This window comes from Nonomuraea sp. NPDC050783, assembly GCF_040802095.1.
Lineage (GTDB): Bacteria > Actinomycetota > Actinomycetes > Streptosporangiales > Streptosporangiaceae > Nonomuraea.
The window spans coordinates 43205-55502 of the sequence record NZ_JBFAHK010000021.1 but is presented as its reverse complement, the minus strand read 5'-3'; the positions used below and the strand labels follow the sequence as shown (position 1 = coordinate 55502).

General features: G+C 71.1%; 13 protein-coding genes and 1 pseudogene. 9 read left to right on the top strand and 5 right to left on the bottom strand.

Going from position 1 to position 12298, the window contains the following annotated elements:
* Position 1: 1 nt before the first annotated feature.
* Positions 2–790, bottom strand: a complete 789-nt coding sequence (locus tag AB0H75_RS39140) for a trans-aconitate 2-methyltransferase (protein WP_367804919.1) — start codon at positions 788–790, stop codon at positions 2–4.
* 108 nt (positions 791–898) lie between these two features.
* On the opposite strand from AB0H75_RS39140, the gene AB0H75_RS39135 reads away from it, so the two are divergent.
* On the top strand, positions 899–1429 hold the full coding sequence (locus AB0H75_RS39135) for a CGNR zinc finger domain-containing protein (RefSeq protein ID WP_367804917.1): 531 nt from the start codon (positions 899–901) through the stop codon (positions 1427–1429).
* 331 nt (positions 1430–1760) lie between these two features.
* On the opposite strand, the pseudogene AB0H75_RS39130 reads toward AB0H75_RS39135, so the two are convergent.
* Both AB0H75_RS39130 and AB0H75_RS39125 read right to left on the bottom strand, forming a co-directional pair.
* Positions 1761–1925, bottom strand: a pseudogene (locus AB0H75_RS39130) (ClpX C4-type zinc finger protein); the annotation flags it as partial.
* An 18-nt stretch (positions 1926–1943) separates the two neighbouring features.
* Positions 1944–2303, bottom strand: a complete 360-nt coding sequence (locus tag AB0H75_RS39125; RefSeq protein ID WP_367804915.1) for a hypothetical protein — start codon at positions 2301–2303, stop codon at positions 1944–1946.
* A 327-nt stretch (positions 2304–2630) separates the two neighbouring features.
* Here AB0H75_RS39125 and AB0H75_RS39120 point away from each other — a divergent pair, with 327 nt between their 5' ends.
* The 8 genes from AB0H75_RS39120 (at position 2631) to AB0H75_RS39085 (ending at position 9833) form a co-directional block, all read left to right on the top strand.
* Positions 2631–4442: a glycosyltransferase family 2 protein gene (locus AB0H75_RS39120; protein ID WP_367804913.1), complete on the top strand. Its 1812-nt coding sequence runs from the start codon at positions 2631–2633 to the stop codon at positions 4440–4442.
* A gap of 94 nt (positions 4443–4536) precedes the next feature.
* Complete coding sequence (locus AB0H75_RS39115; protein WP_367804911.1) at positions 4537–5550, top strand: energy-coupling factor ABC transporter permease; 1014 nt, start codon at positions 4537–4539, stop codon at positions 5548–5550.
* Positions 5551–5553: 3 nt separating this feature from the next.
* A complete protein-coding gene (gene cbiQ / locus AB0H75_RS39110; RefSeq protein WP_367804908.1) occupies positions 5554–6321 on the top strand; it encodes a cobalt ECF transporter T component CbiQ in 768 nt (255 codons plus the stop codon).
* Positions 6318–7052, top strand: a complete 735-nt coding sequence (locus AB0H75_RS39105) for an energy-coupling factor ABC transporter ATP-binding protein (protein ID WP_367804906.1) — start codon at positions 6318–6320, stop codon at positions 7050–7052. The genes cbiQ and AB0H75_RS39105 overlap by 4 nt, the downstream gene beginning before the upstream one ends.
* A gap of 104 nt (positions 7053–7156) precedes the next feature.
* Positions 7157–7495, top strand: coding sequence for an anti-sigma factor antagonist (locus tag AB0H75_RS39100; protein ID WP_367804903.1), 339 nt, complete (start codon positions 7157–7159; stop codon positions 7493–7495).
* 48 nt (positions 7496–7543) lie between these two features.
* Positions 7544–8317: an SDR family NAD(P)-dependent oxidoreductase gene (locus AB0H75_RS39095; protein WP_367804901.1), complete on the top strand. Its 774-nt coding sequence runs from the start codon at positions 7544–7546 to the stop codon at positions 8315–8317.
* 13 nt (positions 8318–8330) lie between these two features.
* The gene (locus tag AB0H75_RS39090; protein WP_367804899.1) at positions 8331–9095 is read left to right on the top strand and encodes a crotonase/enoyl-CoA hydratase family protein; all 765 of its coding nucleotides are present in this window, start codon (positions 8331–8333) and stop codon (positions 9093–9095) included.
* Between the two features lie 117 nt (positions 9096–9212).
* On the top strand, positions 9213–9833 hold the full coding sequence (locus tag AB0H75_RS39085) for a rhomboid family intramembrane serine protease (RefSeq protein ID WP_367804897.1): 621 nt from the start codon (positions 9213–9215) through the stop codon (positions 9831–9833).
* Between the two features lie 28 nt (positions 9834–9861).
* Here the strand turns inward: AB0H75_RS39085 and serC are convergent, their stop codons facing one another.
* Complete coding sequence (serC, locus tag AB0H75_RS39080; RefSeq protein WP_367804895.1) at positions 9862–10971, bottom strand: phosphoserine transaminase; 1110 nt, start codon at positions 10969–10971, stop codon at positions 9862–9864.
* A gap of 134 nt (positions 10972–11105) precedes the next feature.
* The gene (locus AB0H75_RS39075) at positions 11106–12212 is read right to left on the bottom strand and encodes a citrate synthase 2 (RefSeq protein WP_367804893.1); all 1107 of its coding nucleotides are present in this window, start codon (positions 12210–12212) and stop codon (positions 11106–11108) included.
* Positions 12213–12298 lie beyond the last annotated feature (86 nt).

Below are 12298 nucleotides of genomic sequence, written 5' to 3'. Positions count from 1 at the left end.
CTCAGGCGTGGACCGCGCCCAGCGGCCTGGCACCCCCCTCGCGGACGGCGCACAGCAGCCGGTTGTCGCCCCGCTGCCACAGCGTGCCGATCTCGCTGAACCCGGCCGCCCGCAACGCCTCGACGTGCTGCGACAGCAGGTGGGACTCCGAGCCGTGGTGGCCGGCCCCGGCCGTGGTGCGCTCGCTGTCGAGGGCGGCGAGGGCCGGGTCCGCGCTGACGGCAGCCCACCAGGCGCTCCAGTCCTCGGGGCGGTCCGCGCCGAAGACCCGCTCGGTCTCGCGCCCGCGCAGGGCGCGCTCCAGCCGCGACAGCGTCGGGGTGACGTCCTCGCTGTCCAGGTGGTCGCCGTTGAGCAGCAGCCCGCCGGGACGCAGCACGCCGGCCAGCTCGCCGTAGACGCGGTGCAGGTCGGTGGCGGAGATCCAGTGCAGGGCCGTCGTGCTGACCGCGGCGTCGGCGGGCCCGTCGAGGCCGAGCAGGCCGGTCCAGCCGGGCGTACGCAGGTCGGCGGGGACGAACCTGAGCCCCGGGTACGCCGCCCGCCCGAGCCCCAGCAGCAGCGGATCGGCGTCCACCGACACGACCCGGGCCCGCGGCAGCCGCTCCAGCAGCCGCGCCGACAACGAGCCCGGCCCGCACCCCAGGTCGATGACCAGCGGATCGGGCCGGCCCAGGGCCTCGACGGCGTCGATCAGGGCGGTGAAACGCTCCTCTCGGTCGGGCATGTAACCCTCCTGCTGGCGGTCCCAGCGCGCGATCCACTGCAGTGCGGCATCGTGAGTGAGCACGAACGTCTCCTTGTGACCGTCGTTTAAGATTTTGGCAGTCACAACTTAGAACACGAAGGTGTAACCGGTCAATTGGACTTCAACAGTCACACTGATGGGGTGGTCCGGGTGACGGTGGCGTTGGTGAACGCCCTGACCCCCGGCGAGCGGCGCGGCCGTCCCGAACCCGGCCCCGCCGACGCCGGCGCGGCGGCCACCGAAGCCCTGCGGTCCGTCTACGGGTCGTACCGCGAGGTCACCGCGGCCGACGGCGCCGAGCTGGCCGCGGTCGCCGCCCGCCTCCGGGAGGTCTTCGCCGCCGTCGCCGCCGATGACCTCGACACCGCGGCCACCACGGTCAACGCGCTGCTCGCCGAGTTCCACGCCCGGCCCATGCTCGAACGCCACGACGGCGAGCCCTGGCACCTGCACTTCCACGGCCCGGGCGGCACGGTGGCCGGCGAATGGGCGGCGAGCTGCGCGACGGGCCTGGCCATCGTGCTGGGCAGCGAGTTCGCCGACCGGCTCGGCGTGTGCACGGCGCCGCACTGCGACCGCGTCTACGTGGACGTCTCCCGCAACGGCACCCGCCGGTTCTGCTCCACCGCCTGCCAGAACCGCGTCAAGACGGCCGCCTTCCGCGCCCGTGGCCGGGGCTGACCCCCTGCTCCAGCTCCCCGGTGCGGCCGGGGAGCTGGAGCCCGTTCTCATCCGGCCGCGCGTCTGCCGCGCCGAGCCGGCCTGCCCCCCGATGATGTGACGCCTCTGGCGTCCCATTGGTTCACCGCTCTCACGCCTCGGATCTGAAGCGTTCCCACGCCGACTGGCGGGTCATGCCGAGCGAGGCGCCGATGCGTTCCCAGCTGACGTTCCGGTGACGCAAATGTGCCACCCAGTCGTGCAGATTGTCATCGACCTGGGCCTGTACGGCGGCGATTTTCGGGAGATGTTCGAGTATTTGTTGATCCGACATGGTCTCCCAGGCGGGAAGCCGGGGTTCGGTGGAGGCGGCCAGGCGTTCGCTTTCCAGAATGTCGTTGCAGAGTCGCACGCATTCGTTGCAAATGTGAACGCCGGGACCCGCGATGAGTTTGTCCACTTCCGCACTTGGTTTGTGGCAGAACGAACAGCGGAGTTTGTCCTTCCAGTCAGGCATGCCCTGACAGTACGCCCGTCAGGCAGCGCCTGACAACCCCTCGTGCCGCTCCCGTTCGAACTGGGCCTGCAGGATGGCCTGGCGCTCCTCGGTGATCCTGTGGCAGATCGTCAGGTAGGCGCTCAGCACCCTGGCGTACGCCTCCCGTGCCTGCTCCACCTGCTCCCGCAGGTAGAGGACCCGATCGGCGTCGCCGGCCGGCTCGGCCTCGGCCAGCAGCGCGCGCGCCTCGCCGACGATCTCCTCGGCGCGCATCCTCGTCCGCCGCAGCAGCGCCGAGCACTCCTGCAACTCGGCGAGGCGCGCCGAGGAGACGATGAACTCTGCAGTGTGCACGGCCGCGCCGCCGGTCGTCCGCCTGCGGAGATCCGATCCCATTTCCCTGCCACCTTCCGCTCAAGGTTGCCTAACTGTAGACGCGCGACCCGCGCGCGGGGATCACGTCTTCAGCATGGGAGTACCCCAGTGCACCCGGCGGAGATGTTTCTACCACCGGGAGGGAAAACCTCTTTACGGAGTCCCGTTCGGTAGTGCGTGAATGTGATACTTGACAGCTCTGCCAGTGCTTATTGAAAGAATGCGCCGAATATCCGTTGTCGGCAAAAGCCGTGAAGGAAGAGGTCCGATCAGCCCCCCGAAGCCCGCGCGTTGGTCACATACTGAGGTCGGAAAACGACTGACAGTGAGCACGGAAGTGGTGGGGCGATGCCGGCGACTGGGAACGACGACGCGGTGGACGTCAGTGTCGTCATCCCCGCACACAACTGCCGCGACTACCTGGACAGATGCCTCACATCGGTGCTCGTGCAGCGGGTCAAGAAGGAGATCGTCGTGGTCGACGACGGCTCCACGGACGGCAGCGCCGGCCTGCTCGACCTGTACGCCACCTACCACAAGGACTGCGTACGCGTCATCCACATCCAGGGCAGCGGCGGCGCGGGCCGCCCGCGCAACGTCGGCATCGAGCACGCCACCGGCCGCTACGTGTTCTTCTGCGACGCCGACGACTACCTCGGCCCCGAGGCGCTGGAGCGCATGGTCGCGATGGGCGACCGCAACGGCTCCGACATCGTCCTGGGCAAGATCGTCGGTCACGGCCGCCGCGCCCCGGCGTCGATGTTCCAGCAGAACGCCGATCGCGTCGAGCTCGGCGACAGCACCGTCTACAACAGCCTGAGCTGCTTCAAGCTGTTCCGCAGGGACCTGCTGGAGCGCCACCGCATCCGCTTCGGCGAGGGCATGCTCGTCGGCGAGGACATCCTCTTCACCGTCCACGCCTACTGCCACGCCCAGGTGATCTCCGTGGTCGCCGACTACGACTGCTACCACCTGGTGTCCAGGCCCGACGGCACCAGCATCATGCAGCAGCCCGGCAGCCGCGACCCGATCGCCTGGCTGGCGATGATCCGCGAGCCGATCCGGCTCATGGCCCGGCACATCGCGCCCGGCCCGCTGCGCGACCACCTGCTGCGCCGGCACTTCAGGCTGGACGCCTTCGCCCAGCTCGGCTCGGTCTTCCTGGAGAGCGACGACATCCGGCGCAAGGACATCGCCCGCGAGGTCGCCGCGCTGTGCGAGGAGTGGTACACGCCGGGCGTGCACGAGCGGCTGGGCAGCATCGACCGGCAGCGGGCGGGCGCGCTCGACGACCTCGACCGGCTGGTGCGCCTGGCCCGCATCGAGAGCGCCACCGTACGCCGCCGGCTGACCGGGCTGCGCTGGGAGGGCGACCGCCTGGTGGTGACCGGCGCCGCCCGCCTGGACGGCATCAGCAGGGACGACGGGGTCGCGCTCGTCCTGCGCTCCCGCCACGACCCGTACGCCGAGCTGGTCGTGCCCGCCCAGCGCAAGGGCGGCGAGTTCGCCGCCCGCATCGACGTGTCCGCGCTCGACTCCGGCATCTGGGACCTGCGGGTCGCGGTCGAGCTGGAGGGCGTGGTGCGGCACGGCCGGCTCGGCGCCGAGCGCGAGGGCTGCGTGACGCGCCCGGTGCCCCGGCTGGTCGGCGAGATGGTGGTGCTGCCGTACTTCACCCGCGACAACGGCAACCTGAGCATCGACGTCGGCGGGCACGTGGTGGACGTGCCCGGCGTGGCCCGGCTGCTGCGTACGCGGTGGTCGCTCGGGCACCGGCTGCTGGTGGACGGCGAGGTGACCGTGGCCGGGGCGGTTCCGGCGGCCGGGGCGATCCGGCAGCTCGTCTGGCGCGAGCGGCGCACCGGGCGCGAGCGGGCCGAGCAGGTGACGGCGCTGCCCGGCGGCGCGTTCATGGCCCGGCCCGCGGTCGGGCGGCTCGCGCCCGGCACCTGGGACGCCTACCTGGAGCTCGACCTGGGCGGGCCGCCCGCGCGGTTCAGGATCGAGGCCGAGGCGGAGGCGGTGGCCGCGCCGCGCCGGTGGCGGGGGGCGGCCCTGCTGCGCAGCGTGCGGCCGTACGCGACGTCGGGCAAGGGCCGGCTGAGCACGGTGGTGAAGCGGATGACCGCCCGCAGCCTGGCAAGAAAGATCTTGAAGTAATTGCCATCTATGTGCAGGTGCAAGACGATGACCTAAAGTAGGAACGTTGTTCGTCCTCTTATGGGATGTCATCCCCTGTCCGGGAGGCAAGGTCGTGCACGTACCCGATGGGTTCTTCAATGCGGTGACGTCCGTTTCCGCCGGGGTGGTGGCGGCGGCCGGGGTCGCGGTCTGCCTGCGCGGAGCGCGGCGCGAGCTCGACGACCGCACCGCCCCCATGGCGGGTCTGGTGGCGGCGTTCATCTTCGCCGTGCAGATGCTCAACTTCCCGGTCGCGGCCGGCACCAGCGGGCACCTGCTGGGCGGCGCGCTGGCGGCGATACTCGTCGGCCCCTATACCGGCGTGTTGTGCATGGCCGTGGTCCTCCTCGTGCAGGGCGTTTTCTTCGCCGACGGCGGGCTGACCGCGCTGGGCATCAACATCACGATCATGGGGCTGGTCACCGTCCTCGTCGGATGGGCGGTCTTCCGGCTGGTCAGCGGGCTGGCGCGGGGCAGGGGCGGGGTGACGCTCGCGGCGTTCCTGGCCGCGCTGATCTCCGTGCCGGCCGCGGCGCTGGTGTTCACGCTGCTGTTCTGGATCGGCGGGACCGCGCCGATCGAGGTGTCGGCGGTGGCCGCCGCGATGGGCGGCGTGCACCTGCTCATCGGCATCGGCGAGGGCGCCATCACGGCGGCCACCGTCGGCGCGGTGCTGGCCGTGCGGCCCGACCTGGTCTACGGCGCCCGCGGCCTGGCCAAGCCCCTGGAGCTGCGCGGCGCCGGCGGCGGGAGCACGGCCGTGGGCGCGCCCGAGCCGGTGGCGGGCGAGCCCCGGGGCGGGTACCGGCCGTTCCTGCTCGGCGGCCTCGGGGTGACGCTGGTGCTGGCCGGGCTGGTGTCGTTCGTCGCCTCGCCGGACCCCGACGGCCTGGAGGCGGTGGCCGAGACCCACGGCTTCTCCGGCCGGGCGGCCCACCACTCGTTCGGCAGGTGGGCGCTGGCCGACTACGGTGAGGTCGGCGGGATCCCCGTCGGCATCGCCGGGGTCGTCGGCGTCGGGCTCGTGCTGCTCGTCGCCGGTGCCGTGGCCTATGCCGCCAGGAGACGGAACAAGATCAGGGTGTGACACGTGGGCGCGGGCCATCATCACCAGCTCTACCTGCCGGGCGTGTCCGTCGCGCACCGGCTGCCGCCGCAGTGCAAGCTGCTCGCGGTGCTGGCGTTCGCGATCGTGGTGGTGGCCACGCCGCGCGAGTGGTTCTGGGCGTTCGCCGCCTACGCCGTGCTGCTCGGCGCCGTCGCGGCGGCCGGGCGGGTGCCGGCGTCCCATGTGGCGCGGCGGATGGTGATCGAGGTGCCGTTCGTGCTGTTCGCGGTGCTCATCCCGGTCATCGGGATGGGGGAGCGGGTGAGCGTGCTCGGGCTCTCGCTGAGCCTGGAAGGGCTCTGGGCGGCCTGGAACATCCTGGCCAAGGCCACGCTCGGGGTGGTCGCCTCGATCCTGCTGGCCGCCACCACCGAGCCGCGGGTGATCCTGCTCGGGGCGCAGCGGCTGCGGCTGCCGTCCCTGCTGGTGCAGATCGCCATGTTCATGCTGCGCTACATGGACGTGATCCTCGACGAGATGCGGCGGATGCGGGTGGCGCGGGAGTCGCGGGGGTTCGAGGCCAGGAACGCCCGGCACATCCCGGTGATCGCCCGCTCGGCGGGGGCGCTGTTCATCCGCTCGTACGAGCGGGGCGAGCGGGTGCACCTGGCGATGCTGAGCCGCGGCTACACCGGCCAGATGCCGATAATGGCAGACATGTCGGCATCGGCAGCCCAATGGGGCACCGCTCTCGCCCTGCCCGCCGCGGCGCTCGCGGTGCTGGGCCTCTCGGCTTTGGGACTCACGTGAACTCTCTGGAAGTCAGGCAGCTCGCCTACGCCTACCCCGACGGCACGCAGGCGCTGTTCGGCGTGGACCTGTCGATCGCCCGCGGCGAGCGGGTGGCCCTGCTCGGCCCCAACGGCGCCGGCAAGACCACGCTGGTCATGCACCTCAACGGCATCCTCACCGCCGGGCACGGCACCGTCACCGTGGCGGGCACGCCGGTCGGCAAGGACACCCTCAAGGAGGTCAGGCAGCGCGTCGGGCTGGTCTTCCAGGACCCCGACGACCAGCTCTTCATGCCCACCGTCCGCGACGACGTGGCCTTCGGCCCGGCCAACGCCGGCCTGCGCGGCGCGGAGCTGGACCGGGTGGTCGAGGACGCGCTGGCCCGCGTGGGCATGCTGGAGGCCGCCGACCGGCCGCCGCACCACCTGTCCTTCGGCCAGCGGCGCCGGGTGGCGGTGGCGACCGTGCTGGCCATGCGGCCGGAGATCCTGGTGCTCGACGAGCCCTCGTCCAACCTCGACCCGGCCGCCAGGCGGGAGCTGGCCGAGATCCTGCGCTCGCTCGACGTGACCGTGCTCATGGTCACGCACGACCTGCCGTACGCGCTGGAGCTGTGCGAGCGCTCGCTCATCCTGTCCGGCGGGGTGATCGCCGCCGACGGCCCCACGCGGGAGCTGCTGGCCGACGCGGACCTGCTGGCCAGGCATCGCCTGGAGCTCCCGTACGGGTTCGCCATCCCGGCCGTGTGACCAGAACCGTCCTGGTTTGCTGGCTTATGCCCAACTTTTCGTGATCTGTGTGTGCCCGGTAATGGGGCATGTCGAAGTACAGTGGCTCATCGAGGAGGGGCCAAATGAAGCTGCGGCTTGCGCGACATGCCCTGGGAGACGCCGTGGTGGTGGCCGTTGAGGGAGAGCTCGACCTGTTCACCGCGCCGTTCCTCCGGGACGAGGTGCGCGACGCCATCAAGCAGGACGGCGCGAAGCTCGTGCTCGACCTGCAGCAGCTCTCGTTCATGGACTCCAGTGGCCTGTCGGTGCTGATCGAGGCATGGCGGCTGGCCACCGGCGAGGGCGGCGGCGTGTCGCTGGCCGCGCCGCAGGCGCCGGTGGCGCGTATCCTGCGCACGACGGGGCTGGACCGGCGGATCAAGGTGTACTCCGACGTGGACAGCGCCGTAGGGGGAATTTAACCACCCCCAAGTAGAACTTCATTCGGTTCTCGGGTTAGGGTCCGGGATATGGACGTGAACGGATCCTCAGCAATCATCTCCGGCGGCGCCAGCGGCCTCGGCGAGGCGACCGCCCGCGAGCTGGCCCGCGCCGGCGCCACCGTGGTCGTGGCCGACCTCAACGAAGAGCGCGGCAAGAGCGTCGCCGACGAGATCGGCGGCGTCTTCGTCAAGACCGACGTGTCGGACGAGGAGCAGGTGCAGGCGGCCGTGGACGCCGCCGTGGCCACCGGCAAGCCGCTGCGCGTGGTGGTCAACAGCGCCGGCATCGGCTGGGCGGAGCGCACGGTCAACCGCGAGGGCAACCCGCACAGCCCCGCCACCTACCGCAAGGTCATCGAGGTCAACCTGATCGGCACGTTCAACCTCATGCGCCTGGCCGCGGCCGCCATCGCCAAGACCGAGCCGGCCGACGCCGACGGGCAGCGCGGCGTGGTCATCAACACCGCGTCCGTCGCGGCGCTGGAGGGCCAGACCGGGCAGCTCGCCTACTCGGCCTCCAAGGGCGGCATCGTGGGCATGACCGTGCCGGCGGCCCGCGACCTGTCGGCCATCGGCGTGCGGGTCAACACGATCTGCCCCGGCATCATCGACACCCCGATCTACGGCTTCTCGCCCAACTCCGAGGAGTTCAAGGCCAAGCTCGTCGCGCCGGTGGTCTTCCCCAAGCGCATGGGCCGGCCCGACGAGTTCGCGCACCTGGTGCGCTCGCTCGTCGAGAACGACTACATCAACGCCGAGGTCATCCGCTTCGACGGCGGCATCCGCTTCCAGCCCAAGTAACCCGGGGGTCTGCGTGTCTGACGAAGTGCTCGTCGAGGAGTCCGGGAACGTCGCGATCATCACGATCAACCGCCCCAAAGCCCGCAACGCCGTCAACGGCGCGGTGGCCCGCGGGATCGCGGAGGCGCTGGACGGCCTGGACGCCCGCCCCGAGATCTCCGCCTACGTCCTGACCGGCGCGGGCGGCACGTTCTGCGCCGGCATGGACCTCAAGGGTTTCCTGTCCGGCGACTTCCCGGTGGTCGAGGGGCGCGGCTTCGGCGGCCTCACCGAGTCCCCGCCGAAGAAGCCGCTGGTGGCGGCCGTCGAGGGCTACGCGCTGGCCGGCGGCTTCGAGATGGCCCTGGCCTGCGACCTCATCGTGGCCTCCGCGGAGTCCACCTTCGGGCTGCCGGAGCCCAAGCGCGGGCTCGTGGCGGGCGCGGGCGGCATCATGCGGCTGCCGCGGCGGATCCCGTACCACGTGGCCATGGAGATCGCGCTGACCGGCGACCACTACCCGGCCGCGCGCCTGTACGAGCTGGGCCTGGTCAACCGGATCACCGAGCCGGGCCAGGCCCTGGAGGGCGCGCTGGAGCTGGCCCGCAAGGTCGCCGCCAACGCGCCGCTCGCCCTCGCCGCGACCAAGAAGGTGATCATCGAGTCGCAGGACTGGCCGCTGGAGGAGATGTTCAAGAAGCAAGGAGCGATCATCAACCCGGTGTTCGGCTCCAAGGACGCCATGGAGGGCGCCGCCGCGTTCGCGGAGAAGCGCGCGCCCCAGTGGAAGGGCGAGTAACGCCGCCCCGTCACCGTCCCCTCCCGCGCCCGACCGGGACGGGAGGGGACTTTCAGCCCATGCATGGCTCTTCCTGCATACGGTAAAAAGAGAGCAGCCGAGCCACTGGGAGAGCGCATGGGCGACTATTCGGGTTCCAGATTCGACTCCGCCAGGCGTGGCGCCGGAGCCCTGCTCTCAGGAGCGCTCAGCGCGTTCATCATCGTGGCCGCCATGCTCGCGATCATGTGGGTCGTCGAGGGCGTGGACTTCTTCCTCAACGGCACGCTCGACCGCGAGTTCGGGATCGTCGGCTGGGAGCCCGAGGGGCTGGTGGGCATCCTCTTCGCGCCGTTCCTGCACGGCGGCTTCGGCCACCTCATGGCCAACTCGCTGCCGCTGCTCGTGCTGGGCTTCCTGGCCGGGCTGCGCGACGTGCGCAAGTTCCTCTGGGCCACCCTGATCATCATCGTGGTCGGCGGCCTCGGCACCTGGCTGCTCAGCCCCATGGTCATCACGGTCGGCGCGAGCGGGCTGATCTTCGGCTACTTCGGCTACATCCTGGCCAGGGGCGTCTTCGACCGCCGCCTGCTCGACCTCGCCATCGCCGTCGGCGTGGGCATCGCCTACTGGGGGATCCTGGCCGGCCTGCTGCCCAACCAGCCGGGCATCTCGTGGCAGGGGCACCTGTGCGGGCTCGTCGCCGGCGTGCTGGCCGGCTGGCTGCTGCGCCGCAGGAAGGCGATCCCCGCCTCCTGAGAAGGGAGGCGGGGACGCGGGCGGCCGGCTAGAGCCGCTCGACCACGTAGTCGATGCAGGTGGTCAGCGCCTCGATGTCGGCCGGGTCGATGGCCGGGAACATCGCGACGCGGAGCTGGTTGCGGCCCAGCTTGCGGTAGGGCTCGGTGTCGACGATGCCGTTGGCGCGCAGCACCTTGGCCACCGCCGCGGCGTCGACGTCGTCGTTGAAGTCGATCGTGCCGACCACCTGCGAGCGGAACTCGGGGGCGGCGAACGGCGTGGCGTAGGAGGACTTCTCGGCCCACGTGTAGAGGCGCGTGCTGGAGTCGGCGGTGCGGGCGGTGGTCCAGGCCAGGCCGCCGTTGCCGTTCATCCAGTCGAGCTGGTCGGCCAGCAGGAACAGCGTGGCCACGGCCGGGGTGTTGTAGGTCTGGTCCTTGCCGGAGTTGTCGATGGCGACCGGCAGGCTGAAGAACTCGGGGATGTAGCGGCCGGAGGCGGCGATCTCCTCGACCCGGGCCAGCGCGCGCGGCGACATGAGCGCGATCCACAACCCGCCGTCGGAGGCGAAGCTCTTCTGCGGGGCGAAGTAGTAGACGTCGCTCTGGGCGATGTCGACGGGCAGGCCGCCGGCGCCGGAGGTGGCGTCGACCAGCACGAGGGCGTCGTCGCCGCCGACCCGCTGGATCGGCATGGCCACGCCGGTGGAGGTCTCGTTGTGGGTGAGCGCGTAGACGTCGACGCCCTCCTCGGCCACCGCGGTGGGGTGGGTGCCGACCTCGGCCTTGATGACGCTCGGCTCGGCCAGCCACGGCGCCTTCTTGGTGACCGCGGCGAACTTCGAGGAGAACTCGCCGAAGGACAGGTGCTGTGACTTCTCGCGCACGAGCCCGAACGCGGCGATGTCCCAGAACGCGGTGGTGCCGCCGTTGCCCAGCACGACCTGGTAGCCCTCGGGCAGCGAGAACAGGTCGGCGAGGCCGGAGCGGACGCGGCCGACCAGGCTCTTGACCGGCTTCTGGCGGTGCGAGGTGCCCATGTACTGGGCCCCGGAGGCGGCGAGCGCGGCCAGCTGCTCGGTGCGAACCTTCGAGGGCCCGCAGCCGAAGCGGCCGTCGGCGGGCTTGATGTCAGCGGGAATCACGATGTCAGCCACGTCAAGGAGCCTACCGACCGGCGCGGGGTGGACTCGCACGGGGTCCGGATCGTGAGACCGCGATCTTAAGGGCCGATCACGACGGACGGCTGCCGCGCGGGTGCGAGCCACGCGGCAGCCGTCCGGCGCGAGGGTCAGAGCTTGCCGACGACCTCGTCGGCACCGGGCACGTCGCTCAGCGGGCGCGAGGACGGGCCGACGTAGTTGGCGCTGGGGCGGACCAGCCTGCCCGTGCGCTTCTGCTCCAGGATGTGCGCCGCCCAGCCGGCCGTGCGGGCGCAGGTGAACATCGAGGTGAACATGTGCGAGGGGACCTCGGCGAAGTCGAGGACCACGGCCGCCCAGTACTCGACGTTGGTCGCCAGCACCCGGTCGGGCTTGCGGGCGTGCAGCTCCTCCAGCGCGGCCTGCTCCAGCGCCGCCGCGACCTCGTAGCGGGGGGCGCCGAGCTCCTTGGCGGTGCGGCGCAGCACGCGGGCACGCGGGTCCTCGGCGCGGTAGACGCGGTGGCCGAAGCCCATGAGCCTGTTGCCCTTGTCGAGCTCGCTCTGGACGTACTTCTTGGCGTCGCCGAGCTGCTCGACGCCCTCGATCATGTGCAGCACCCGGGCCGGGGCGCCGCCGTGCAGCGGGCCGGACATGGCGCCGACGGCGCCGGAGAGCGCGGCGGCCACGTCGGCGCCGGTGGAGGCGATGACGCGGGCGGTGAACGTGGAGGCGTTCATGCCGTGCTCGGCGGCGGAGGTCCAGTAGGCGTCGATGGCCCTGACGTGCTTGGGATCGGGCTCACCGCGCCAGCGGATCATGAACCGCTCGACGATGGTCCTGGCCTCGTCGACCTTGCTCTGCGGCACCATCGGCAGGCCGAGCCCGCGGGCGGACTGCGCCACGAACGACAGGGCCATCACCGAGGCGCGGGCGAGCTGGTCGCGGGCCTCCTCGTCGCTGATGTCGAGCAGGGGCTTGAAGCCATAGGCCGGAGCCAGCATGGCCAGGGCGCTCTGCACGTCTACGCGGATGTCACCGGAGTGGACAGGGATGGGGTACGGCTCCGCCGGGGGCAGGCCCGGCTGGAACGTGTTGTCGACCAGCAGGCCCCAAACGTGCCCGAACGGGACACGGCCGACCAGCTCTTCGATGTCGACGCCCCGGTATCGAAGGGCGCCCCCTTCTTTGTCCGGTTCCGCGATCTCGGTCTCGAAAGCTACGACGCCTTCGAGCCCGGGTTTGAAGTCGGACATACTCGGCCGCCTCCCTTTCTGCCATGTTCCGGCAATGCAAAGCCTTGATGTCGAGATACCGGCGGGTCAATTTAACCCCCTCCCAG